The 26,295-nt window shown below is 39.7% G+C and carries 21 protein-coding genes, 1 tRNA gene and 1 other RNA gene; 12 read left to right on the top strand and 11 right to left on the bottom strand.

What is annotated here, in order from left to right:
* Nucleotides 1–34 precede the first annotated feature (34 nt).
* On the top strand, nt 35–1,054 hold the full coding sequence (locus CA265_08610) for an alcohol dehydrogenase (GenBank protein ARS39704.1): 1,020 nt from the start codon (nt 35–37) through the stop codon (nt 1,052–1,054).
* Nucleotides 1,055–1,392: 338 nt separating this feature from the next.
* Here CA265_08610 and CA265_08615 read toward each other — a convergent pair whose 3' ends face one another.
* From CA265_08615 to CA265_08630, 4 genes are all read right to left on the bottom strand, one after another.
* Nucleotides 1,393–2,883 carry an L-arabinose isomerase gene (locus tag CA265_08615; protein ARS39705.1) on the bottom strand — a complete coding sequence of 497 codons (1,491 nt, stop codon included), beginning with the start codon at nt 2,881–2,883 and terminating at the stop codon, nt 1,393–1,395.
* A 330-nt stretch (nt 2,884–3,213) separates the two neighbouring features.
* Nucleotides 3,214–3,915, bottom strand: coding sequence for an L-ribulose-5-phosphate 4-epimerase (araD, locus tag CA265_08620; GenBank protein ARS39706.1), 702 nt, complete (start codon nt 3,913–3,915; stop codon nt 3,214–3,216).
* The gene (locus tag CA265_08625) at nt 3,912–5,612 is read right to left on the bottom strand and encodes a ribulokinase (GenBank protein ID ARS39707.1); all 1,701 of its coding nucleotides are present in this window, start codon (nt 5,610–5,612) and stop codon (nt 3,912–3,914) included. Before CA265_08625 ends, araD begins: the two co-directional genes overlap by 4 nt.
* A 138-nt stretch (nt 5,613–5,750) precedes the next feature.
* Nucleotides 5,751–6,623 (bottom strand): esterase, encoded by an 873-nt coding sequence (locus CA265_08630; GenBank protein ARS39708.1) that lies wholly within the window; start codon nt 6,621–6,623, stop codon nt 5,751–5,753.
* A gap of 284 nt (nt 6,624–6,907) precedes the next feature.
* Between CA265_08630 and CA265_08635 the strand changes: the two genes are divergently transcribed.
* Together CA265_08635 and CA265_08640 are read left to right on the top strand one after the other, a co-directional pair.
* Nucleotides 6,908–7,435, top strand: coding sequence for a damage-inducible protein DinB (locus tag CA265_08635; GenBank protein ARS39709.1), 528 nt, complete (start codon nt 6,908–6,910; stop codon nt 7,433–7,435).
* A gap of 1 nt (nt 7,436) precedes the next feature.
* A complete protein-coding gene (locus tag CA265_08640) occupies nt 7,437–7,880 on the top strand; it encodes an ATPase (GenBank protein ID ARS39710.1) in 444 nt (147 codons plus the stop codon).
* 76 nt (nt 7,881–7,956) lie between these two features.
* Here the strand turns inward: CA265_08640 and CA265_08645 are convergent, their stop codons facing one another.
* Complete coding sequence (locus tag CA265_08645; GenBank protein ID ARS39711.1) at nt 7,957–8,334, bottom strand: transcriptional regulator; 378 nt, start codon at nt 8,332–8,334, stop codon at nt 7,957–7,959.
* Nucleotides 8,335–8,416: 82 nt separating this feature from the next.
* On the opposite strand from CA265_08645, the gene CA265_08650 reads away from it, so the two are divergent.
* Nucleotides 8,417–9,163 (top strand): short-chain dehydrogenase, encoded by a 747-nt coding sequence (locus CA265_08650; GenBank protein ID ARS39712.1) that lies wholly within the window; start codon nt 8,417–8,419, stop codon nt 9,161–9,163.
* A gap of 188 nt (nt 9,164–9,351) precedes the next feature.
* Nucleotides 9,352–9,708, top strand: a complete 357-nt coding sequence (locus CA265_08655) for a glyoxalase family protein (protein ID ARS39713.1) — start codon at nt 9,352–9,354, stop codon at nt 9,706–9,708.
* 53 nt (nt 9,709–9,761) lie between these two features.
* Here the strand turns inward: CA265_08655 and CA265_08660 are convergent, their stop codons facing one another.
* Nucleotides 9,762–10,214: a glyoxalase gene (locus tag CA265_08660; protein ARS39714.1), complete on the bottom strand. Its 453-nt coding sequence runs from the start codon at nt 10,212–10,214 to the stop codon at nt 9,762–9,764.
* Nucleotides 10,215–10,453: 239 nt separating this feature from the next.
* Nucleotides 10,454–10,529: transfer RNA gene (locus tag CA265_08665), tRNA-Lys, on the bottom strand.
* A gap of 182 nt (nt 10,530–10,711) precedes the next feature.
* Here CA265_08665 and CA265_08670 point away from each other — a divergent pair.
* The 3 genes from CA265_08670 (at nt 10,712) to CA265_08680 (ending at nt 13,873) form a co-directional block, all read left to right on the top strand.
* Nucleotides 10,712–11,833, top strand: a complete 1,122-nt coding sequence (locus CA265_08670) for a sulfatase (GenBank protein ID ARS39715.1) — start codon at nt 10,712–10,714, stop codon at nt 11,831–11,833.
* Nucleotides 11,834–11,937: 104 nt separating this feature from the next.
* On the top strand, nt 11,938–13,224 hold the full coding sequence (locus tag CA265_08675; GenBank protein ID ARS39716.1) for a glucose/galactose MFS transporter: 1,287 nt from the start codon (nt 11,938–11,940) through the stop codon (nt 13,222–13,224).
* A 142-nt stretch (nt 13,225–13,366) separates the two neighbouring features.
* On the top strand, nt 13,367–13,873 hold the full coding sequence (locus CA265_08680) for a histidinol phosphate phosphatase (GenBank protein ARS39717.1): 507 nt from the start codon (nt 13,367–13,369) through the stop codon (nt 13,871–13,873).
* A gap of 967 nt (nt 13,874–14,840) precedes the next feature.
* On the opposite strand, the gene CA265_08685 is transcribed toward CA265_08680, so the two are convergent.
* Entirely contained in the window at nt 14,841–15,500 is a 660-nt protein-coding gene (locus CA265_08685; protein ARS39718.1) for a fructose-6-phosphate aldolase, read from the bottom strand.
* Between the two features lie 87 nt (nt 15,501–15,587).
* Nucleotides 15,588–15,687, bottom strand: an RNA gene (gene ffs, locus CA265_08690) — signal recognition particle sRNA small type.
* A gap of 100 nt (nt 15,688–15,787) precedes the next feature.
* On the opposite strand from ffs, the gene CA265_08695 reads away from it, so the two are divergent.
* The 3 genes from CA265_08695 (at nt 15,788) to gltD (ending at nt 22,079) form a co-directional block, all read left to right on the top strand.
* Nucleotides 15,788–16,018, top strand: a complete 231-nt coding sequence (locus CA265_08695) for a hypothetical protein (protein ARS39719.1) — start codon at nt 15,788–15,790, stop codon at nt 16,016–16,018.
* A gap of 91 nt (nt 16,019–16,109) precedes the next feature.
* A complete protein-coding gene (locus CA265_08700; protein ARS39720.1) occupies nt 16,110–20,609 on the top strand; it encodes a glutamate synthase large subunit in 4,500 nt (1,499 codons plus the stop codon).
* Between the two features lie 3 nt (nt 20,610–20,612).
* A complete protein-coding gene (gltD, locus tag CA265_08705) occupies nt 20,613–22,079 on the top strand; it encodes a glutamate synthase (protein ID ARS39721.1) in 1,467 nt (488 codons plus the stop codon).
* Between the two features lie 416 nt (nt 22,080–22,495).
* Here the strand turns inward: gltD and CA265_08710 are convergent, their stop codons facing one another.
* The gene (locus CA265_08710; GenBank protein ARS39722.1) at nt 22,496–23,698 is read right to left on the bottom strand and encodes a hypothetical protein; all 1,203 of its coding nucleotides are present in this window, start codon (nt 23,696–23,698) and stop codon (nt 22,496–22,498) included.
* Between the two features lie 260 nt (nt 23,699–23,958).
* Here CA265_08710 and CA265_08715 point away from each other — a divergent pair, with 260 nt between their 5' ends.
* Nucleotides 23,959–25,062, top strand: coding sequence for a metallophosphoesterase (locus CA265_08715; GenBank protein ARS39723.1), 1,104 nt, complete (start codon nt 23,959–23,961; stop codon nt 25,060–25,062).
* Here CA265_08715 and CA265_08720 read toward each other — a convergent pair.
* Complete coding sequence (locus CA265_08720) at nt 25,048–26,139, bottom strand: hypothetical protein (GenBank protein ARS39724.1); 1,092 nt, start codon at nt 26,137–26,139, stop codon at nt 25,048–25,050. The genes CA265_08715 and CA265_08720 overlap by 15 nt on opposite strands.
* Nucleotides 26,140–26,295: the final 156 nt, after the last annotated feature.

Raw genomic sequence — 26,295 nt, forward strand, 5'->3', positions numbered from 1 at the left:
ATTGACCAATTTATACGATTAACCTTCAATTTAAATGAAAACCCTTACCTGTACAACACCTGGAACTTTCGAATATTCAGAAACAACAAAACCTGAACTTAAAAAAGACCATGCAATTATAAAAATTAAAAGAATCGGTATTTGTGGAACCGATTTACATGCCTTTGAAGGTACCCAACCTTTCTTTAATTACCCACGGGTTTTAGGTCACGAGTTGTCTGGCGAGTTGGTTGAGGCCGATGGAGCTGATGGTTTCAAAATAGGAGAGGCGGTTACTTTTATTCCATATTTTAATTGTGGTGAATGTATTGCCTGTAGAATGAACAAACCTAACTGTTGTGTTAAAATGCAGGTTTGCGGTGTACATGTTGATGGAGGAATGCGCGAATATTTACAGGTTCCTTCCAGAACACTTTTACATGGCGAAGGCTTGAGTTATGATGAACTGGCATTAGTGGAACCTTTAGCCATCGGTGCACATGGTGTCCGCCGGGCAGATGTTCAGCCCGGAGAGTTTGTACTTGTTATTGGTGCCGGACCAATTGGTTTAGGTACAATGGAATTTGCAAGGATAGCAGGCGCAAATGTGATTGCTTTGGATATTAATGAAGACCGCCTGGCTTTCTGTAAAGATAAATTAAAGGTGGCCCATGTGGTTAATGCCCTTTCTCCTGATGTGGTGCAGCAACTTAGCGACATTACCAATGGCGATATGCCAACGGTTGTAATTGATGCTACAGGTAACCAAAAGGCAATTAATAACGCCATAAACTATATGGCACATGGAGCCAGGTTCGTTTTAATCGGACTTCAAAAAGGGGATTTAATTTTTAACCATCCTGAGTTTCATAAAAGAGAATCCACCTTAATGAGCAGCAGAAATGCCACCATTGAAGATTTTGAACATGTAATTAAATCGATGAAGGCAGGTTTGGTTAATCCAACAAATTACATCACGCATCAGGTTCAATTCGAAGCGGTAAAAGATGAGTTCGAAAGCTGGTTAGATCCTAAAAACGGGGTGATTAAGGCTATGGTTAGTTTGGGGAATTAAACTTTAGCCATAATTTAACGCTGGTCGTCATGCTGAATTTATTTCAGCATCTATTATACATAATATTCCTGCCAGAAGATCCTGAAACAAGTTCAGGATGATGGTTCGTCATTTCGAGCGAAGTGCAACGCAGCCGAGAAATCTATTTTCAATTTACTATTACTTAATAGATCTCTCTCCCGATTTAAAATCGGGACTTTGCTTCAGTCGAGATGACGATTTTTTTATTGGAACCTTTCAATTGTACTTGTTTCATTAATACAATCACAGGAATACGATCGCATAAAAAAGCTGGTAATCTTATGATTACCGGCTTTTGCATTAAGGTTTTATTGAAATTACTTATAAAAAACCTCATTCCAATGCAATTCATTTCTGAACTGATTGATTTTGGTATCAGCACCAATATTTACATATTCTAAACCGGCAATATTGGCAAAATCCAATAAATGTTCAGTCGTTAAATTCTGACTATAAGCAGTATGGTGTGCACCACCGGCATAAATCCAGGCTGCACAACCTGTTTTCATATCAGGTAAAGGTTTCCACAATACACGGGCTACCGGTAAGTTTGGTAAATCATGTTCAGCTTCAACAGCTTTCACTTCGTTCACCAGCAGACGAAAACGGTTACCCATATCAATTAAAGCTGCATTTAAAGCATCACCACCAGCAACATTAAAAACCAGTCGGGCAGGATCAGCTTTACCACCAATACCCAATGGGTGAACCTCTAAGCTTGCTTTACCGCTAGCCAAAGAAGCATCAACCTCGAGCATGTGCGAGCCTAAAACCATCGAATTTGCGGGATCGAAGTGATAAGTATAATCTTCCATAAATGCATTTCCACCGGCCAAACCTGCACCCATTACTTTACAGGCACGTACTAAAGCTGCCGTTTTCCAATCGCCTTCACCTGCAAAGCCATAGCCATCGGCCATTAAACGCTGCGCAGCAATTCCTGGTAGCTGGATCATGCCGTGCAAATCTTCGAAAGTATCAGAGAAACCTTTAAAGCCACCATCTACTAAGAATTTTCTTAATCCTAATTCAATTTTGGCTGCCTCATAAACAGATGAGTGCCTTGCGCCGCCAGCTTTTAAATCATCAGCCATTTCATAGGTGGCTTCGTATTCTTCTAATAAAGACTGAATGGCATCTTCACCTATTCCATTAATTACTGCTACCAAATCGCCTATACCATAAGTATTTACAGCAAAACCGAATTTCATTTCAGCTTCAACTTTATCGCCATCGGTAACGGCAACATAACGCATGTTATCGCCAAAACGGGCAAATTTAGCGCCTTGCCAATCGTGCCATCCGGCAGCAGCCCTGCACCAGGTATCAATCTGTTTGGCCACTTCTTCATCCTGCCAATGCCCAACAACTACCTTACGGTCTTTGCGCATGCGCGAAACCATAAAACCAAACTCACGGTCTCCATGTGCACTTTGGTTCAGGTTCATGAAATCCATATCGATGGTATTCCACGGAATATCGCGGTTAAACTGTGTGTGTAAATGTAGTAATGGTTTTTGCAAAACATTTAAACCCCTGATCCACATTTTAGCAGGAGAGAAGGTATGCATCCAGGTGATTACCCCAATACAATTCTCGTCAATATTGGCTTGTTGTAAGGTTTCGAAAATCTCTTCAGTCGTTTTTACAATCGGTTTGTATACCACCGAAACAGAAATACTGCCGTTTTGGTTTAACGAATCGGCTACCTCCTGGGCATGTGCTGCCACTTGTTTTAAGGTTTCTTCACCGTACAAATGTTGTGTACCCGTGATAAACCAAACTTGTAATTTTTTTAAATCAATCATTACTATTTATGTTATTTTTAATTTATTCAATGCCACGGTCTGTGTCCTCACAGGCCGATTTTTTTTCTTTTTTTGAAAAGCAAGGTTCCGTATTTCATCGGTTACTGCAGTCCTGCTTTCCGTTTTATTCACCCACCTTCGGTTGGGCTCATGCTCACTCCAATCAGGTTTAGATTACTTAGGTAAAACTTACAATTTTAAACCCGACAGCAGCGACAGCTCCCGATTCTTCATCGGGACTATAGCGAATGGCGGGGCTTTCGTTTCCTAAGCACCACTGTACCTGCTTTCCAAAACCCTTAATTCAATTTATGCAATTAAACTCAAAACTTATTTTTGTCCATAATAAGCACCATCACCATGTTTACGTTCATAATGTTTCTCTATTAACGAATCCTTCAGCTTTGGTGCCTGCGGATTGATCTGTTCTGTTAACAAAGCCATTTGTGCCACAGTTTCTAAAACAGCACTGTTATAAACTGCTTTCTCGGCTGTTTTTCCCCAGGTAAAAGGAGCATGGTTACCCACCAAAATCATTTCAACTTCTTGATAACTTAAACCCAAACTTTCAAAATGGTTCATGATCTGAAAGCCCGTTTCGTACTCATAATTGCCTTTAATCATTTCATCAGCCATTGGTGGTGCGCAAGGAATATCAACAGTTAAATGGTCGGCATGGGTGGTCCCGAAAATTGGAATTGCCCTTTGTGCCTGCGCCCAGGCCGTTCCATAAGTAGAATGGGTATGCACAATCCCGCCAATTTCTGCCCAGTGTTGATATAAAACGGCATGGGTCTTGGTATCTGATGAGGGGCGTAAAGTCCCTTCAACCGTGTTGCCGTTAAAATCTACAATAACCATTTTTTCGGGTGATAAATCCTCGTAAGGCACACCGCTTGGTTTAATGGCAAAAACACCTTTCGACCGGTCTGCAGCACTTACATTACCGAAAGTAAAAAGCACCAGTCCCAATTTAGGTAACTGCATATTGGCCTGGTAAGCCTGCTCTTTTATATCCTGATAGTTGCTCATGATAAATAAGGTTTTACATCTTTTTTATTGTATTTCTCCAGGTATCTGCCCAGACCTAAATATTGCTGGTAATGCTGGCGGTAAAGCTTTTGCTTTTTAATATTGGGCTTATATTCTTTCTCAAAACCTGTTCCCATGGCCGCCATAGCGGTTTCGATATCTGGATAAATGCCTGCCGCTACCGCTGCAAACATCGCGGCGCCTAATGCACAGGTATGCTCAAAACGGTGAATCCTGATGGGCATTTCCAGTACATCGGCCATCATTTGCATAATATAAGCCGATTTTTTGGCGACACCACCAATGCCGATAATTCCTTTTACCGGAACGCCCTGTTCTTTAAACCGATCTACAATAGCCTTTGCACCGAAACAGGTTGCTGCAGCTAGAGCACGGAAAAACCGAGGTGCATCAGTCCCTAAACCTAAACCTGTTATGGCCCCTTTAAGTTCCTGATTGGCATCTGGTGTTCTACGGCCGTTTAACCAGTCAATAGCCAGTTCTGCATAATCCTCGTTTGGTAAAGCATCAGCCTGTTTGCTTAAATTAGCAATAATTTTGCCCTCTAATTCAGCCTTTAATGCAGTAGCAGTAGCTTCATCAATTACTTCAGATTCTGTAAGTAAATGATTTAACGGCCAGCTGATTAAGTTTTTAAACCAGGCATAAACATCGCCAAAAGCAGATTGACCAGCCTCTAAACCTGCCATCCCCGGAATTACTGAACCATTAACCTGTCCGCAGATACCGTTAATCAATTTACCATGTAAATCCTGATTGGGTGCAACCAGGATATCGCAGGTACTTGTACCCATTACTTTACTCAGGTAGTAAGGTTCAATCTGTCCGCCTACTGCGCCCATATGGGCATCAAACGCGCCAACGCCTACCACCACATCAGTATTTAAGCCTAATTTGTTTGCCCATTCCTCGCTCAATGTTCCCGCAGAAACATCAGAGGTATAGGTGTCGGTAAATAATTTAGCTCTGAAGCCGGCTAAAAGCGGATCAAGGCTGCTAAAGAAATCTTCTGGAGGTAAACCGTTAAATTCTTCTGCCCAAAGTGCTTTATGCCCTGCAGCACAACGGCTACGTTTCATTGTGCTAATGTCGTTTCCACCGCAAAGTAAAAACGGAATCCAGTCGCAATGCTCTACCCATGATGCTGCACCTTTTTTAATAGTCAAATCGACCCTTAAAATATGCAATAATTTAGACCAGAACCATTCTGACGAATAAATGCCGCCGACGTATTTCAGGTAGTTGGTATCGAATTTTGTGGCATGTTCATTAATTTCGGCAGCTTCTTTTACTGAGGTATGGTCTTTCCAAAGCACAAACATGGCATTTGGATTCTCTTCAAAATCTTTAGTTAAGGCAAGGGGAGTACCTGTTGCATCAACCGCAACCGGGCTCGAACCCGTTGTATCAACGGAGATACCTTTTACCAAATGTGCAATTTCAGCACCACCTGCTTTAGCCAGGCAATCTTTTATGGTGTGGGTTAAACCTTCAATATAATCTAGGGGATGCTGGCGGAACTGATTAACAGCGGGTTTACAGTATAAACCTTTCTGCCATCTTGGATAAAGAAAAACCGATGAGGCTATTTCTTTTCCGTTTGCGGTATCGACTAGAACAGACCGGACAGAATCTGTCCCGTAATCCACTCCAATTACATAGTTTGCTGTGCTCATAACAATAAATAAATGTCTAATTAACGTTTATTTTTTTGAAATAAGAAATTTTATTGATTTTTTAATCAAAAACCTCAATTTTAGATGGATACGACCACTATTTTGTTTATGGGTTTTGCACCTGGCTGGTAGATTAAGCTATTCTTTTTTCGCTGCAGGGTATAAAAATTTAAAGGAATTGGAAACCGCCTGATGCATGATGGTGGCATGATTCTCTTGGGGTAAAAAATCAAAATATACTTTTACATTTTTGTTTTTAAACCCTTTTATCTTTTCAGCCAATACATTTGCATCCACTTCCATTACCCTGGGTATTTCGGTTGGGGTAAGACCTTCTTTACCAACAGCAATGTAAACCGAAGTTTGCTGCTTAAAAGTACTTTCTTTGATTTTCGAATCTTGATTTAACAAGGAACCATTATTCCACCATAGGCTGGGGCTAATAATAATGTATTGATTAAAAAGTGCAGGTTTTTTGATTAGGATTTCAGTCGCCAGCAATCCACCTAAAGATTGACCGATGATGGTTTTATTTGTATTCGTTTTATATTTTGCCTGAATATAAGGCTGAAGCTCATTTTCTATAAAGGAAATAAATTTATCCGAATGACCTGTTGTAGGGTAGCTTTTCTTGTCGCGCTCAATTGATGTTGGAAAAGTAAAATCCCTTTTACGATCGACGGTTGCAATGCCCACTACAATTGATTTAGGAACCTGATTTACCCACTCGAAACTATTAAACTGCACAAGCCCTACAATATGGATAAAATCTTCATCAGCAGAACCATCGAGCAAATAAATTACCGGGTATTTTGTGGTATCATTTTGTTTATACCCTTCGGGTAGGTATATATTTAAAATCCTCTTTTCTGAGAGCGCTTTCGATTGTATTTCATCAATTACACCTAAAACAAAAGCTTTACTTTGAGCAGTATCATTTAATTTATTTTTTTGTCCAAAAACTAAAGCTGTAGAAAAAGTTAAAAGAAGAAGTAAAAATGTTTTATTCATATTTTTCCTGTAGGATATCGGCTGTGATAAAATGTACTCAATCGGTACACTTTTTTTGGAAAAATACAATTTTCAACTGGCCTGATAAAATTGATACTGATTTATGTAACCGGTAAATCGTTAACAAGAAAGATAAATGTCTGAAACACCCCACTATAATGTCCATTTAGACCTGCCTTAAAAGATGTGGTTTACACTAAATTTGCTTTTAACTTGTCACGATATCAGTGTGGTAATTAAATTAAACCCATTTGAATTATCTATTGAAATCTAAAAATATAAATATGAAACTTAAAAAATTAGTAATCATCATGTGTCTAATGATGGGTACGCAGCTGGTAAAGGCACAGGTAATAGCAACCGATCTGGTTAAGGAGTGGGAAAGATCAAAAATTTACACCAAAGAATATCTGGATGTAATGCCTGAAAGTGCTTATTCTTTAAAACCTACTCCTGAAATGCGGTCTTTTGCTGAACAGCTGTTACACCTTGCAGATGCCAACTATGGTCTGGGCGCTGATGCAGTAGGTCAGAAAGATCCTTTTGCGCTGGGCGAAATGGAAAAAACTGTAGATAAATCCAAATCTAATGTCACTAAGTTAGTGCTGGCCAGCTATGATTATGTAATTGATAATATAAAAAAGATGACAGATGCACAGCTGAATGAAAGCTTCAAAATGTTGGGTAAATTCGAAATGAACCGAAGAACCGCTTTGGCTAAGGTGTTTGAGCACCAGACTCATCACAGAGGGCAAACGACAGTTTACATTCGTCTGGCAGGCATCAAACCACCACAAGAAAAATTATTTTAAAATGGAAACTATAAATTTCACGTCTACGATACTGGTAGACCAAACACTGAGAGAGGTTTTTGAAGCTGTAGTAGCCCCTCAAAAGTGGTGGTCAGGAGAATTCGAAGGAAATACAAAAGATCTAGGTGACGAGTTTACTTACCGTTACAAGGATATTCATTATTCTAAGCAGCATGTTGTCGAGCTAATTCCAGATCAAAAAGTGGTTTGGCTGGTCACCGAAAGCCAACTTAATTTTCTTGAAGATAAATCGGAATGGACCGGCACAAAAATAATTTTTGAGATTTCCCCCGAAGGGAATAAAACCAGATTATTGTTCACACACCAGGGAATACATCCTGAAATTGAATGTTACAGTGCCTGCTCAACTGCGTGGAGCCAGTTAATTAATCAGAGCCTGTATAGCCTGATCACTGCTGGTGAAGCGCAAAAACCTTTATTATAATTTGCTTTAGCGCGAAACAACAACATTAAGGTCATGTTCCGCGCTAAAGCTGTCTCCATTTGTAAGCACGAATTAATCAGCTGTCTTTCAGGTGCTGTCTGTGGTTTTTGCCCCATCTGATCATTTCCAGGATGATGTCCCCAAATGATCTGCAATATTCCGTTGATGTATATTCCACACTTACCGGTGTGTCAGCTGTAACCGTTCTTTTGATCAGTTGGTTTGCTGTCATTTCTTTTAATTCTTTGGAAAGCATACGTGTTGTAATTCCAGGAATGCTCCTTTCAATTTCACGGAATCTTTTATTGCCATTACAAATGGAATTGATAATGGGGAGCTTCCATTTACCTCCAAGAACATAAAGTGTATCCTGCAAAGCCTGTATTTCTTCCTGTTGATTGCGTGGATTGGACAGTACCTCTGTCGCAATCTGGTTTCTTTTTTCTGTTTCCATTATTGGTATACTCTGTTATACTGAATACAAAAGTATACCAATATAAGCATATTTTTGTCGTCATAAAATTTATTTTTTGATCATGAGTAACTTAACAGGAAAAAAAGCGCTGGTAACCGGCGGAAATAGCGGCATTGGCTACGCCACTGCAAAAGAATTAAAAGCACAGGGTGCAGAAGTAATCATTACCGGAAGAAGAAAAGACGCAGTTGATAAGGCTGCTGCAGAACTTGGTGTGATAGGTTTGGTGGCAGACCAGAGCCAGATCACCGCAATTGAGGGATTAGCCAGCGATGTTGAAAGCATCTTTAATAAAATTGATATCCTTTTTATCAATGCAGGTGTAGTGGAACAGAGCAGCATTGCAGAGGCGACTGAAAAAAGTTTTGACACTATTTTTGGTATTAATTTTAAAGGTGCCTACTTTACTTTGAGCAAATTTATTCCATTGATGAATGATGGTAGTTCAGTGGTATTTCTTTCTTCAAATACCGCACACATGGACGGGGCAAAAAGCTCAATTTATACTTCAAGCAAATCAGCACTGAACTCGGTTATGCGTATTGCAGCTGTAGAGTTAGCGCCTCGCCAAATCCGGGTAAATAGTGTAAGCCCAGGACCCATAGCTACAGAAATTATGAATAAAATGGGACTGAACGAAGAACAGTTAAATGGCATTAACCAATGGCTCATCAGCCGCAGTCCGCTAGGCAAAATTGGGAAATCTGAGGATGTGGCAAAAATGGTTGCTTTCTTCTGTGGTGATGCTGCAACCTATATAACTGGTGCAGAAATTGTGATGGACGGGGGCATGAGTCTTAAGGCTTAGCACTAATGGCTAAGGTACAAGTAATCGCTGGTAAAGTGTTACAAAGAAGCTAAATGAATTAAGGCTAGTACAAACAAAAGAGATGACATCAAACAACGTATAGACCATCAGATGGTTAAGCACTAAGTAATATTTTCCAGGGAAGTTAAGGTCATTTATAAGTATTTTTGTTTATCAAACACAATACGATGAACGATACCCAGCAGAAACTTAGACACCAGCAGGTGCAATACCTTGAATTTCTTTCGCGCGACCTTGAAAAGGTAAAGGCATTTTATACCGGGGCTTTCGGGTGGACCTTTACTGATTACGGGCCGGAATATACTGCTTTTGAGGGCGATTTTGTTGACGGTGGTTTTACATTAGGAGCGCCTGAGAAAGGAAGCATTCTGGTCGTACTTTATTCACAGGATTTAGAGGGAACCAGAACGAGCGTTCTTAGTGCTGGTGGCATAATTTCAAAAGAAATATTTGCTTTTCCCGGTGGACGCAGGTTCCAGTTCCTTGATCCGGATGGTTATGAGCTTGCCGTGTGGTCGTTGTAAGCAATAAACAGAAAGCCAATCACTTAAAAGCGATCACACGGCTACCCATTTTGTCATTTTTTGTGAAGCTCCTGCGCAAGTCCTATGAGAAGGCCTTCTGATCCTCTAATGTAGCACAGTTTGTAGGAGTCTTCATATTGAACCACCTCGCCAACAAGTGTAGCACCAAGCTTTTCTAGTCTTGGTAAGAGTTCTTCGATATCTGAAACGGTAAACATTACCCGCAGGTAGCCCAGGGAATTAACCGGCGCTGTGCGATGGTCTGAAACAGTAAGTGGAGCCAGAAACTGTGAAATTTCAAGTCGGCTGTGGCCGTCGGGGGTCACCATCATCGCGACTTCCACGTGCTGGTTACCCAGCCCCGTAACCTTACCTGCCCATTCGCCCTCGATTGTGGCCCGGCCTTCCAGTTTCAGACCGATTTCGGTAAAGAAAGAGATGGCATTGTCAAGCGATGCTACAACAATGCCCATATTATCCATTCTGATTAATTGGTTTTGTGCCATAAGAATTTGCTTATAATTTAAAATTAAGGAATTTCACAAAGTTAATAGACGATTTATGGACCAAATTGAGATTGATAACGAGCAGGCGGTGTAAAATGAGCATTACGATTAAACACAAAAGACGCAGTTTCTGGTTTTTTTTGGGGGGATCGCGCTTGTATTTTTCGCTCGATAAAGAGAATTTCGTACCAGATCCGAATCCGTATTAACAAAAAAACCTCACATTTCTGTGAGGTTTCTTGTGATCCCGCTGGGATTCGAACCCAGGACCACTACATTAAAAGTGTAATGCTCTACCAGCTGAGCTACGGAATCTACTTTGTTAAAAACGTTATCTGTTTCCTTTAAAGTGGTGCAAATATAGGGTTATGGAGTGTTTCCTGCAAATAAAAAATCGCGAAACGCGTTAGTGTATTGATTTATAGGCGAATTAATTATTTACCTTCTCTTTTTTAAACTTAATTGATATTTTTATCGCTCCTAATTTAATATCAATCATGTATAGATTTCTTTCTGCTTTGTTTTTTTTGCCGCTTCTCTTTGTATTTTCTTGTCAATCTAACCATGCTAAAGAAGAAGAACGGGCCAAACACAAGCAAGATTCTTTGGCCTCATGTGAAAAAAACATGCCCAGCCGTTTTGGTGCGGTAAAAGATTCTTCAAGTTTCGCTTCTAATAATAAAGTAAGTCACGATGGCATGGTTTTAATTCCGGCCGGTGAGTTTGCAATGGGTGCTTCTGATAAAGAGGGTAGAGATGATGAATATCCGCAACACCAGGTTAAAGTATCTTCTTTCTGGATTGATGCTACCGAAGTAACCAATGCCAGTTTTAAAAAGTTTGTAGACGCAACCGGGTACCTGACTACAGCCGAACGTAAACCAGATTGGGAGGAAATGAAAAAACAGCTGCCGGCAGGCACACCAAAGCCACCTGATAGTGTTTTTGTTGCCGCATCTTTAGTTTTCTATCAGCCTAAAAGTGTTACCTCTTTAAATGACGCCTCACAATGGTGGCGTTGGGTTAAAGGCGCCAATTGGAAACATCCTCATGGCCCTAACAGCGATATTAAAGGAAAAGAAAATTATCCGGTGGTACATGTATCTTGGGATGATGCCATGGCTTACTGTAAATGGTCGGGTAAACGTTTACCAACAGAAGCGGAATGGGAGTATGCTGCAAGAGGTGCTTTGAAGAATGAAAAATATCCATGGGGGAATGAAGATATAGAAAAAGGTAAAGTAAAAGCCAATACCTGGCAGGGGAGCTTTCCGGTTAAAAACACCAATTGGGATGGTTTTAATGGTTTAGCTGCTGTGAAAAAATTTAAGCCCAATGGTTACGGACTTTATGATATGGCGGGCAACGTATGGGAGTGGTGCAGCGATTGGTACCGCCCGGATTATTATAGCACAATTTCGGGATTGATCGATAACCCAAAAGGTCCCTCAGACAGTTATGATCCTATGGAGCCAACAGTACCTAAAAGAGTGGTAAGGGGCGGTTCTTTTATGTGTAACGCCTCTTATTGCAAAGGTTACCGGGTAACTTCGAGAATGAAAACTTCAGTTGATACAGGCTTAGAACATACCGGTTTTAGGTGCGTCAGCTCTAACTAAAGCCTTTTTTTGTTAAAGTTAAAATTACGCAAACGTTTGATCCATATTTTATTAAATATTATTGTTTAGTTTGGTCAAATCAAATTAAACCGAACCAAATCTTTATGCAACAAACAACAAAATCAGGTCAAACACAAGGGCCAAAACCGCTTATTATCATTTGCGCGCTATTCTTTATTTTTGGCTTTGTAACCTGGGCAAACGGAACCTTAATTCCTTTCTTTAAATTATCTTTCGGACTATCAAACTTACAGGCATTCTTTGTAACCTTTGCCTCATATATGGCTTACTTCTTTTTAGCGTTGCCATCATCGTGGATACTAAAGAAAGTTGGTTTTAAAAATGGAATTGTTTTAGGCTTGGTAATTTTAGGCCTGGGTTCATTAATATTTATACCTGCAGCCCAAACCAGAACCTTTGGTTTGTTTTTAACCGGAATTTTTGTTCAGGGTGCCGCTTTAGCTTTATTACAAACTGCATCAAATCCTTATTTAACCATTATCGGCCCAATAGAAAGTGCAGCAAAACGGATCAGTATTGCGGGTATCTGTAATAAATTTGCCGGAATGATTGTGCCTTTGATTATGGGTAGTTTGTTTTTGAAAAATGCTTCAGAAGTAGAGAAACAAATCAAAGCAGCTACAGGCGCGGTTCACGAGCAGTTATTAAATGATGTTTTAGGCCGTGTAAATATGCCCTACATTGTTTTAGCTATCGTTTTCTGCCTTTTTGCTATTTTCATTAAATTCACTAACCTGCCAGAAGTTGAAGTGGAAGAAGATGTAATCGACGAAAGCAAAGGAGAAGTGGTAAAACATAAAAGCATTTTTCAGTTCCCACACTTATTCCTGGGTGCACTTTGTATTTTTGTATATGTAGGTGCAGAGGTGATGGCTGGTGATATTATTGGTATTTACGGACGCGAGTTAGGCATTAGTCCGGAGATAAGCGGGAAATTAACCTCTATTACGCTTTTTAGTATGTTAATCGGTTATATTATAGGTATTGTTACCATTCCGAAATACATCTCTCAACAAAAAGCACTTAGAATTTGTGCGATTTTAGGTATCATTTTTACCATTTTATCTTTTGTAATCTCTAGCTGGTTTGCTGTAATTTTTGTAGCCTTACTGGGTTTAGCCAATTCATTAATGTGGCCGGCAATTTTCCCGCTAGGTATTAGCCACTTAGGTAAATTTACCAAAATCGGTTCAGCTATTATGATTATGGGTATTGCAGGTGGTGCTTTAATGCCATTATTGTACGCCTTTTTGAACGAAAAATTACATGTTAACTTTCAGTTAGCTTACCTTTTAACGGTATTACCTTGTTACTTATACATTCTGTATTTTGCGATAAAAGGCCACAAAGCTGGATTGAATTTAAAATAACCAAAACCAAATAAATTTTATGATTAAGCCCGATCTTTAATTAGATTGGGCTTTCTTTTGCGATTAATTTTCCCTTATTTTGGCGAAATTATAAACGAGGTCTGAATCTCATATCTCAAATTACAATACTCATATCTCAATAATGAATAAAGCTATTTTCCTAGATCGTGACGGTGTACTCAATCACGAAATATATGATTACATCTGCCGTGTTGAAGATTTTAAAATCCTGGATTACCAGATTCCGGTATTAAAAAAACTATTCGATGAAGGTTATCTTTTAATCGTCATTACCAATCAGGGTGGCATTGCCTTAAAGCGTTATACCGAGCAGGAGCTGGCCATTATGCACCAGATGCTTCGCAATGCTTTTGTGGCTAAAGGAGCTGATATTGCTGGTTTCTATTATTGCCCGCATCATCCAACTGTTGGCGGAGAATGCAAATGCAGAAAGCCTGCTTCGGGAATGATTTTAGACGCCATTGATATGTACGATATTGACCCGGCACAATCGGTCATGATCGGCGATAAACCAAGAGATGTGGAAGCTGCAAACGGGGCAGGGGTGAAAGGCATTCTAATCGAACCCGATGAGCAGATTAGTTATGAAAAGATTAAAGAAGTCCTCAGTCGTGAGTCTTTAGTCTAACAACTGTTTTAGGTGTAGGGAAGATGTAAAATGGAAGAGGGGTGACGTAACTCAAAGTCCATTATATACCTTACATCATCCATGATAATAATTTGGGCGTTTTAACACGCTGTACACTATATCTTTTTGGCTGTCATTCGATTACATTACCATTGACGTTATTTTGCAAATGATTATTAATCAGCTTTTAAACTGCTTTCGCATTGCCATCCAGCTAGGCCCTAGCACGGTATCCCCGTTCTACTTAAATCCGGCCTAACAAATTTTTCGGGCTACATTGTTCTGGCCACACAACTGGCTTCAAAAGAAAAATTTTCAGCCGGCATTTTTTGTTTCTTTTTGATGCCAAAAAGAAAGAGCCATTCGGCGGCGGTGAGCCGAGGCAAGACTGTGGTGTATGGCAAAAGAAATCAATTATACTTCACTAATTTGATTTTTATAAAATAAATTACCCCTCAGGGTGACAACCAAAAAGGATGCTGTTCCATCGTTAACGCAATGACTACGAAGTTTAGAAACTGAAGAAGCCTGCGAAATTATACCACATCCCTTACCTAAACTTCCGAAATCCTACAACACTCATGCCTTTTGAGATTTCGGCAGATGCTCTGGCCACCTAGACCTGATTGAAATGGCATTCCGGTAATAGACTAATTTGTATTTATCGAAAATTCACCGGAATATAATGGAAAGCAGGACTACAGCCACCGACGAGCACTGTATCTGCGCTCCAAAAAATAAATTCCGCAATGAATACGAACATTAGAAAGGGAAGGAGCGGACGAATAACTTCGTTAGTCAAAAGCTGCTGAAATTCTATTACGCTTTTCCCCAGCTAATCCTTACGAAATCCTACAATGCTCAATGCCCCTTTGAGATTTCGTAAGATACCCTAAAAAAAAATCCTAAGTCTTAAACCGGAAACCGACTCAAGACTTAGGACTAAAGACTCTCGACTTATTTTAATCTATTTCCCAGCTGCTTTAGCGTGGTCAGCTAAAAATGTAGCTAAACCGCTATCGGTTAATGGGTGTTTTAATAAACCAACAATTGCAGCCAATGGTGCGGTAATTACATCAGCACCTAATTTAGCACAGTTTACAATGTGTAATGGTCCGCGGATTGATGCTGCTAAAATCTGAGTTTCGTAACCGTAGTTATCAAAAATAGTTCTGATATCTTCGATTAAAACCAAACCATCGCTAGAAATATCATCTAAACGGCCTAAAAACGGAGAAACATAAGTAGCTCCGGCTTTAGCTGCTAATAACGCTTGTCCGGCAGAGAAAATTAAAGTACAATTGGTTTTAATTCCTTTTGAAGAGAAATATTTAATGGCTTTAACACCATCTTTAATCATCGGAACTTTAACGACAATTTTCGGGTTTAAAGCTGCTAAAGCTTCACCTTCTTTAACAATTTCATCAAAAGTAGTAGAAATAACTTCAGCACTTACGTTATCATCAACAATATCGCAAATCGCTTTATAATGGTTAATTACATTTTCATCGCCGGTAATACCTTCTTTAGCCATTAAGCTAGGGTTGGTGGTTACGCCATCTAAAATGCCAAGATCTTGCGCCTCTTTGATTTGATCAAGATTTGCGGTGTCAATAAAAAATTTCATGGTTATAAATTCTTAAATATTTGAGTTTCTATGATTGAACCCTGAAGAATTTAATTCCCCCTTCAGGGGATTAAGGGAAAAGAAAAAAAAGGGCAAGCACCTTCTATCGCACCGCTACAACCTTCTACCCTTGCTGTGTTCCCACCCTGGGGGAGTTCAAAGGGAGCTGGTCGTAAAAGACTTGCCCGGCCACAAAGGTAGAAAAAGAAGTTGTTTCGCGAAATGCATTTTTGCATTTTTTTTCTCTTTTAAGCTATGTAGCTGATTAATAATTTAATAAATTTAAAATGTGTAATTTTAAATGGGATAAGAAAATACAACATTCGCAATACCTGAGGTATGTTATTTATATGCAAATAAAATATTCGTATATAAATCTACAATTAAAACGATTTATGCAGGAATTTAGCAGAAAAAGTGAATTTATTGTACAATATTACCATTATAAATTTGATAAATATTTATCGGTATTATTATCATTTTTTCAATGCAAAGACTTTAAATTACTTAAGGACTAAAATTTTTCTAAAAATCGTGTCAACTCTGTAATTTAAGATTTGTTTTTCGTATCTTAGTGTTTCCTATACACTAACAACTAACGAGCAAAGAATGGAACCAAACAGTGGATTGTACGATGCGCAATTTGAACACGATGCCTGCGGTATTGGGTTCGTTGCACATGTGAAAGGGCGAAAATCGCATCAAATCATCTCTGATGCACTTACTATTTTAGAGAATCTAGATCATAGGGGGGCATGTGGAGCAGAACCGAATACAGGCGATGGTGCAGGTATTATGATTCAGATTCCTCACGAATTTTTTTATGACGAATGTTTAAAAGCTGGCTTTAGCCTACCTGAAACCAATAATTATGGTGTAGGTATGTTATTTATGCCAAAGGATATCAGATCGAGAGAAGAGTGCAGAGAATTGATTTACCGTGCCGCCGAAAAATTAGGCCTTGAAATTTTAGGTTTTAGAAAAGTTGATGTTGATACAACAGATATTGGCAATATGGCCCTTTCTGTTGAACCAGAAATTGAGCAGGTATTTATTGCCCGCCCTTATGCAGTAGCACCTGGGGCTGATTTCGAACGTAAGCTTTATATTTTTAAAAATTACCTGATTAAACTGATCGTAAACACCGTTCATGGTGGTAAAGATTTTTATATCGTTTCGCTTTCTGCGCAAACCATTATATATAAAGGTCAGCTTACTTCATTACAGGTACGTACCTATTTTACCGATCTAACCGATAAGCGCATGGTTTCTGCTTTAGGTTTAGTTCACTCTCGTTTTGCGACCAATACTTTCCCTTCGTGGAGGCTGGCGCAACCATTCCGCTTTATTGCACACAATGGTGAGATCAATACTTTACAAGGAAATTTAAACTGGTTTAGGGCAGGCGTGAAGTCTTTTGCTTCTGCTTATTTTACACCAGAAGAATTAGATATGTTGTTGCCTGTAATCGATGAAACCAATTCAGATTCAGGCTGTTTAGATAATGTTATTGAATTGTTACTTCACTCTGGAAGAACCCTGCCTCATGTATTAATGATGTTGGTGCCGGAGGCCTGGGATGGTAACGAAGATATGGATCCGGTTAAAAGGGCATTCTACGAATTCCATGCTACTTTAATGGAGCCATGGGATGGACCTGCAGCAATTGCTTTTACCGATGGTAAATTAATTGGTGCTACTTTAGATCGTAATGGTCTTCGTCCTTCCCGTTATGCCATTACTTCTGATGACCGTGTAATTATGGGCTCTGAGGCTGGTGCATTGGCTATCGATCAAAGTACCGTAATCGAAAAAGGTCGTTTAACGCCTGGCAAAATGTTCGTCGTAGACATGGAGCAAGGCAGAATTATCAGTGATAACGAAATTAAAGAAGAAGTTTGCGGTAAAAGTCCTTATGCCGATTGGATTAATCGATATCAAATCCGTTTAGAGGAATTACCTGAGCCACGTGTAATGTTCACTGGTTTATCAACTGAATCTATTTTTAAATATCAGCAGGTTTTTGGTTACAGCAGGGAAGATGTTGATCTTTTGCTTAAACCAATGGCCATTGAAGGTAAAGAACCAATCGGTTCTATGGGTACCGATACTCCATTGGCTATTCTATCCAAACGCCCTCAGCATTTATCTTCTTATTTCAAACAGTTATTTGCACAGGTAACCAACCCGCCAATAGATCCGATCAGGGAGAAAGTGGTGATGAGTTTGGCCAGTTTTATGGGAAGCATGGGTAACTTGCTGGAAGAAACCCCAAAACAAGCACATTGTGTAGCCATTAAACATCCAATTTTAACCAATCAGGAGTTAGAGAAATTAAGAAGCATCGATACCGGTGTTTTCCAGGCGAAAACTTTACAGACTTATTTCAGGGCTGATGGCAAACCAGGCGCTATGGCGAAAGCTTTAGACCGTTTGTGCCGTTATGCCGTTGATGCGGTCGAAGATGGTTTCCAGGTAATTGTATTAACCGATAGGGCTATCGACTCTGAACATGCTGCAATGCCTTCTTTATTGGCCGTTTCAGCAGTACACCATCACTTAATCCGCAAAGGATACCGTGGTGCTGTAGGTATTGTAATTGAGGCGGGTGATATCTGGGAAGTTCATCATTTTGCTACTTTGTTAGGCTTTGGTGTAACAGCCATTAACCCTTATCTGGCATTAGAAACCATTAACGAGTTCAAGGAAGAATCTGGTTTATCAACAGAACAGCTTACTAAAAACTATATCTACGCGGTTAATAGTGGTTTACTTAAAATTTTCTCTAAAATGGGCATCTCCACCTTGCAATCATATCAGGGTGCGCAGATTTTCGAGATTTTAGGTTTAAATAAACAAGTGGTAAATACTTATTTCACTGGTGCAGTTTCACGTATCGGTGGCTTAGGATTGGATGAAATTGCGAAAGAAACCTTAATTAAACATCACCGCAGTTTTGGTCCGCTAACACAGACCGAAAACTTGTTGCCGGCAGGTGGAACTTATAAATTCCGTCGTAAAGGTGAAGCGCATTTATTTAATCCGCAAACCATTCACTTGTTGCAAAACGCAACCCGTAAAAACGATTACAATATTTTCAAGCAATACTCTAAATTGGTAAATGAGCAAACACAACAAGCTTATACCATCCGTGGATTGTTCGAATTTAACTATAGCCGCCCATCAGTACCTTTAAATGAGGTAGAATCTACCGAAGCAATCTTAAAAAGATTTGCAACAGGCGCGATGTCTTTCGGTTCAATTTCGCACGAGGCGCACTCTACTTTAGCCATTGCCATGAACCGTATCGGTGGAAAAAGCAATACCGGAGAGGGTGGTGAAGATGAAATGCGTTATACTAAATTGCCAAATGGCGATAGCATGCGCTCGGCCATTAAACAAGTGGCTTCTGCACGTTTCGGTGTAACCAGTTACTACTTAACCAATGCCGACGAGTTACAGATTAAAATGGCCCAGGGTGCTAAACCAGGAGAAGGTGGTCAATTACCAGGGCACAAAGTGGATGATTGGATTGCAAAAGTTCGTCACTCTACCCCGGGAGTTGGTTTAATTTCTCCTCCGCCTCACCACGATATTTATTCGATTGAAGATTTAGCCCAGCTAATTTTCGATTTGAAAAATGCCAACCGTGCTGCCAGAATCAATGTGAAACTGGTTTCAAAAGCTGGTGTAGGTACTATTGCAGCGGGTGTTGCTAAAGCACATGCCGATGTCATTCTGGTATCTGGTTTTGATGGCGGAACAGGCGCTTCTCCTTTAACTTCTATCCAGCACGCTGGTTTACCATGGGAGTTAGGCTTGGCAGAAGCACACCAAACTTTAGTTAAAAATAAACTGCGTAACCGTATTGTGTTACAAACAGATGGTCAGCTTAAAACCGGTAGAGATATCGCTATTGCAGCCTTATTAGGTGCTGAAGAATGGGGTGTTGCCACAGCAGCCCTGGTTACTTCAGGATGTATTATGATGCGTAAGTGCCACTTAAATACTTGTCCGGTTGGCGTAGCTACACAAGATCCGGAATTAAGAAAACTATTTACTGGTGATGCAGACCACGTAGTGAACTTATTTTATTTCCTTGCGGAAGAATTACGTGAGATTATGGCTGAATTAGGTTTCAGAACCATCCACGAAATGATTGGTCAGGCTGATATTTTGAAAGTACGCGAATTACCTGCTGAAGACTGGAAACTGAAACACCTTGATTTATCAGCTATTTTATACAAAGCTGAAGAAAATGGTTTGCCTTTATTTAATACTGAAGGTCAGGATCATGGTTTAGATCAGGTTTTAGATCATAAGTTAATTGCTGCAGCACAACCTGCCATCGATCATAACGAGCCGGTATTTGCCAGCTTCGATGTGAAAAATACCGACCGTGCGCTGGGTACCATGTTATCGAATGAAATCTCGAAAGTTCATTTAGGTGCTGGTCTACCTCCGGATACGATCAACTTTAAATTTGTAGGTTCGGCCGGACAGAGTTTCGGTGCATTCAATACCCGTGGGGTAACCTTATCACTGGAAGGTGAAGCGAACGATTACGTAGGTAAAGGATTATCGGGTGCCAGATTAGCCATTTATCCTTTCTCAAACTCAACCTTTATCCCTGAACAAAATATCATTATCGGTAACGTAGCCCTTTACGGTGCCACTTCTGGTGAGTTATTTGCCCGTGGTAAAGCAGGCGAACGTTTCGCCGTGCGTAACTCTGGTGCAACAGCCGTTGTTGAAGGAGTGGGTGATCACGGTTGTGAATACATGACCGGTGGTGAAGTGCTGATTCTTGGTGATACCGGAAGTAATTTCGCTGCTGGTATGAGTGGTGGTGTGGCCTGGATTTATGATGCCAACGGAACTTTTGCACGCAAATGCAACAAGGAAATGGTTGATTTAGATCCGCTGCAAGCTGAAGATGAAGAGCGTATTTTAGCTTTACTTAAAACGCATATCCGCTTAACGGACAGTAGAGTAGCTGAGTTTATCTTAAGCGATTGGAAAACTCAATCTGCTCATTTCGTAAAAGTATTCCCTAAAGAATACAAAGCAGTTTTAAGCAAACGTAATCAACAAGTAAAAACACACTAGGCCATGGGAAAAGTAACAGGATTTCAAGAATACGATAGAGTTGCGCCCACCAGAGAAGAGGCTGCAACACGTGTAAAACACTACGGTGAATTTTTAAATGATTTACCTTCACAAGAATTAAACAATCAGGCTGCCCGTTGTATGGATTGCGGCGTACCTTTCTGCCAGTCAGGCTGCCCATTGGGTAACGTGATACCAGAATTTAACGACGCTGTTTATCAAGGCAAATGGGAATTAGCGGCCAATATTTTATTAAGCACCAACAACTTTCCTGAATTTACAGGTAGAATTTGCCCTGCACCATGCGAATCAGCATGTGTATTAGGTATTAACCGCCCGCCGGTTTCTATCGAGGAAATTGAGAAACACATCATCGAAATCGCTTTCGAAAAAGGATTTATCAAAGCAAAAGCACCATTAATCAGAACCGGTAAAAAAGTTGCTGTAATTGGTTCAGGTCCTGCAGGATTAGCTGCCGCTGCCCAGTTAAATAAAGTCGGACATGAAGTGACTGTTTTCGAACGTGACGATGCTCCAGGCGGTTTATTGAGATACGGTATTCCTGATTTTAAACTACAGAAAAATGTAGTGGATCGCCGTATCGATTTAATGAAAGAAGAAGGTATTATTTTTAAATGTAATGCCAACGTAGGCGAGAATGTTGAAATAGGTACTTTATTGCGCGATTTCAACGCCATTGTATTGGCTGGTGGTTCAACTATTCCACGCGATTTGCCAATTGATGGCCGTTCGGCTAAAGGTGTTCATTTTGCAATGGATTTCCTGAAACAACAAAATAAACGTGTGGCAAGCAGAGCTGTTGAAGCAGAAGATATTATGGCTACCGGTAAAAATGTAATCGTAATTGGTGGTGGTGATACCGGATCTGACTGTATTGGTACTTCGAACCGTCATGGTGCGAAGTCTGTGACGCAATTCGAGATTATGCCGATGCCGCCACAGGCACGTAACGAGCATATGCCCTGGCCAAATTATCCAATGTTGCTAAAAAATACCTCTTCTCACGAAGAAGGTGCACAAAGGGCCTGGTCAGTAAATACAAAAAACTTTATTGCTGATGAAAAAGGAAACCTTAAAGCCTTAAAAGTAGTCGATGTAGAATGGGAAATTGATGCAAACGGACGCCCGGTTACTTTTAAAGAAGTGGCAGGTACAGAAAGAGATCTTCCATGCGAACTGGTGCTTTTAGCAATGGGTTTCTTACATCCTCAAAAAGAAGGTTTAATTGAGAAATTAGGCGTAGAGTTAGATAACCGCGGAAACGTAAAGGCATCTGAACACACCTATCAAACCAATATTGCCAAGATTTTTGCCGCAGGTGACGTTCGCCGCGGACAATCATTAGTAGTTTGGGCTATTTCAGAAGGTAGGGAAGCTGCCCGCAAGGTAGACGAATACTTAATGGGAACAACTAAACTGGCATCGAAAGATGCCGTTGCATACGCTTAGTAGGTTTTAAATTCTATATTTTTAGGGTCGTGGTTTGCACCACGACCTTTTTTGCTTTGATAAATCTTTAGTTAATTCTCTGCCACGGAGGCACGGAGCTTATTCCTTTAAGAAACATCGTCCTCGTTTACAACGAGGATGCAAGAGAATGGCGATTTTATCGCCCCTAGAATTCTTATTAAGCATTACAAATGCGAACCTCACTAATCCTAGGTACAAACGAAGACTATTTGCAGAGAGATCTTACAGCTAGCTAGTTTAGGGCGGTCGTCATGCTGAACTTGTTTCAGCATCTATCATACTGTTTAGTTGCTAATCATTTTTCGACACGGAAATTTCAGCATGAATACTTAACATATGATTATTAAATAGATCCTGAAATAAATTCAGGATGACGAATATGCGAGAAAAATAGATTAAAACAACTTCAATTGCTCATCTTTTGGTGGCTTCTCTTTTCCAAAAATGGTTCTGCCACCATATTTCCAGCTTTCCGCACGTTCTTTTTGAATTACTTTTTCAAAATCCATATTCGGAACAAAGTCTTTTTCTGCATTACGGGCAATTTGATGCAGCGATTTTATCGCTTGTTGTTTATTGGTATTTCCAATCTTTGCTTTTTCAATGGCTTTCTGCAAAACACTGATGGTCTCATCATAAACGTTTACCGGAACAGGGAAGGGGTGTCCATCTTTACCGCCATGCGCAAAAGAATAACGTGCAGGATCGGTAAACCGTGAAGGTGTACCGTAAATCACCTCACTTACTAAAGCCATTGATTGTAAAGTTCTTGGTCCCATGCCTTCAAGTAATAATAATTCCTCAAAATTACCCGGTTGTTTTTCCTGTGCCAGCCATAGTATACTTCCTAAACGTTTTAAATCGACATCTTTCGATTTTACTTCATGATGATCGGGCATGACCAATTTTTGTATTTCACCAAGCATTCGAGTTGGTGATTCAGTTGTCATGCTCATCATACTCTGCCTTGTTTTATCGGCATCGTTATCGGTTAGATTTAAAATCTGGCCTTGATTAATGCCACAAATACCCGTATGAGGCTCTTCTACAAAAGATTTTAAGTTTTCAGAATGCCAGTGGTACCTTCTTGCTGTCGAGCTGCTATCGCTCATGCCTTGTTGCACCACGGCCCAATCGCCTTCGTTGCTTAAAATAAAACTATGAAGATACAGTTGAAAACCATCTTGAATGGCTGTATTATCTACTTTTGCACTGAGTTTACTGGCCCGAACCAGCGCTGTTCCATTTAAGCCTGTTTGATCGGCAATTTTTAAAAGTTCGTTTGGGGTTTCCCTGCTGTATTTCCCTTTGCCTCCACAAATATAAATCCCCAGCTCTTTTGACAAGGGATTAATCGACTTCTTCAAAGCACCCATTACCGATGTGGTAATTCCTGAGGAATGCCAGTCCATACCCATTACGGCGCCCAGGCTTTGAAACCAAAAAGGACTACTTAAACGGCGTATTACTTCTGCTTTACCATATTCTAATAGTATCGCTTCGGTTATCGCTAAACCAAGTGTAGCCATACGCTGTGCCAGCCATGGTGGTACATGCCCATAATGTAGCGGTAAATCTGCGCTTCCTGATCTTTTCAATACTAACAAATTTAGTAAAATATTATTTAAAAAAAAGCATTATTTTATTGGCTATAGAAAGGACCTGACATTAATAAAAGCGATTATCCGGTGTAAACTAAACTTGATTGGAGTGAGCATGCCGATTTTTTATCGGCATAAAACGGAAAGCAAGGCCGAACCTAACCTAAGAATTACCACTATTGCTTTTCAGAAAAAACGATTGATGATATTTTTTGTTATTTTGAGGAACAATAATACTGGCGAAGACTCATTCATACATGCGGAAATTCTTACAACGTTTACTCAGTACCTGGATTATTCGCATGTCGAATAAGTTTGGTTCAAGGCCTAACCGTAAACGCATCCACGCTGCTTTAAATAAACTGTACAAAACCATCAATGCATCACCTGGGAAACGGGGACTTATTTTTGATGTTACCGATACAGATAAATTTATCATTTTATCGGATCAGCATAAAGGTGCCCGCGATTATGCCGATGATTTCACCTTAGCTGAAAAGAATTACCTTAAGGCACTCGAATACTACAATCAACAGGATTTCCATTATATCAATTTGGGCGATAGCGAGGAACTTTGGGAGAATTTACTCGAATCTGTAATCAAGCACAATAAGGAAACTTTCGAAGCAGAAAAAGCTTTTATCTCAAAAAATCACTTCACTAAAATATTCGGCAACCATGATTTATATTGGGATAATGATCCTTTAGCGGGATTTAACCTCAATAGAATTTACGGGACCAAAATCAGAATTTATGAAGGGGCAATTTTAAGAATGCCGCTTGGAGAAAGTAAACTTGATATTTTCTTAACCCACGGACATCAGGGCGATTTACAGAGTGATGGTAACTGGTTTAGCAAATGGTTTGTGAGTACGGTTTGGGCACCACTGCAATCGTATCTTCAAATTAATCCGAATACACCAGCGTACAGCAATCAACTTAAAACCGCACACAATGCACTAATGTACAACTGGGTAGCTGCAAAAAAGAATATGGCTTTAATTACCGGGCATACACACCAGCCGGTTTTCGCCTCATTAACACATCTGGAACGCATTTATATCAAACTGAATAAAGCCAAACGAGAAAAGAACACCGAAGATCTTGCGCTTTTAAATGCAGAACTTCATAAAGTGATAAAAGAAAGAGCCAAAACACCACGTATTGGCAAATATAAACCAGGCTACTTTAACAGCGGATGCTGTTGTTTTAGTGATGGCGATATGACAGGTATAGAAATCGAAAATGGCTTTATAAGATTAATAAAATGGTCGTACCACAGAAATGCGATTCCTGAAAGAATTTTGCTTGAAGAAATGAAAATCAGCGAATTAGCAGATTTAAACCTATTTAATGGGTAACATAACGTAAAATGTTGTACCCAAATCTTTTCCTTTGCTTTCTACCCATAACTTTCCCTTGTGTATATCCACTAAAGCATTTACGGTGATTAACCCCAAACCATAAGTATTTTCATGATCTGTAGCTACAGCACTTAAGGTGGCGAATTTTAAGAAAATTTTATCCAGATCTTCTTCTGTTAAACCTACACCATTATCTTTCACCTGAATGGTGACTTCATTTTCTGAAGCCTGATGTGTGATGTGAATTTCCTTTCCGCCTGAAGAAAATTTAATGGCATTGTCGAGTAATTGGCTAAAAATGACCTTAAGTTTGTCAGCATCACCAAAAATTTCTACCGGCGCTCCAAAATCGATGATAACAGTTTGCTTTTTCAGTTTAAGCGCTAAATCTAAATTAAATTTTACCTCTTCGAGTATTTCTTTCAGGTCAACCTTTGCTTTTTTAGGCTTAAAGGAATGGGCTTCCTTACGCGCTGAAATTAAAAGATTGTTCAGATTTTCGATTATCCTTTTAGATTGCGTATTGATCTTATCCGCAATTAAACTTGTCCTTTCCTCAACACCAGGAATCCGTCCCAACAGTTCTGACTGTAAAGAAATGGTGGTCATGGGATTTTTAAGGTCGTGAACAAGCACATGTAAACGATCATCATAAGCCCTGAAAGTTCTTCTGATCGAAATCCTGGATTCGAGTTTCTCCGTTACCATATCTGCCAATAACCCTAACATTTTAAGTTGCTGTGCTGTAGCCGCCTTAAATTCGATATCTGCCGCGTAAATCAAACCAAGCTCATAACCTTCAGGCGAGCTGATTGGCATAGAGGCAAAAAAAGTAAATGCATCATTTTTTAAAGGTAATCCGATAAATGATCCCAATTGAGCTTTCATAAAGAAGTCTCCATCTGTTTGAAAACCGATACCCGCATTCGGAACATCGAATATTTCTGCAGCCAATTGTGCAATCTGATCAAAAGCCCTTTCTTCAGCTGTATCTAAAATCTCATAATATCTCAATTTTTCCAAACGCAAGGTTTCATCTGATGGAATCATGTTATCTGCTTTTTCGTAATGCATTAAGGTTTTAGTTTACTTATAAGGATGAATAGCTATTAGTTTACTTATAAGGATGAATAGCTAAAGGTAAAAATTATGCGTAAATACTGTAAATAATATAAACAATTAAGTCGTAAATTTCGTTAATATAAAGTTGGAGGAAATAGGGCAGAAAGC

Source organism: Sphingobacteriaceae bacterium GW460-11-11-14-LB5, assembly GCA_002151545.1.
Lineage (GTDB): Bacteria > Bacteroidota > Bacteroidia > Sphingobacteriales > Sphingobacteriaceae > Pedobacter.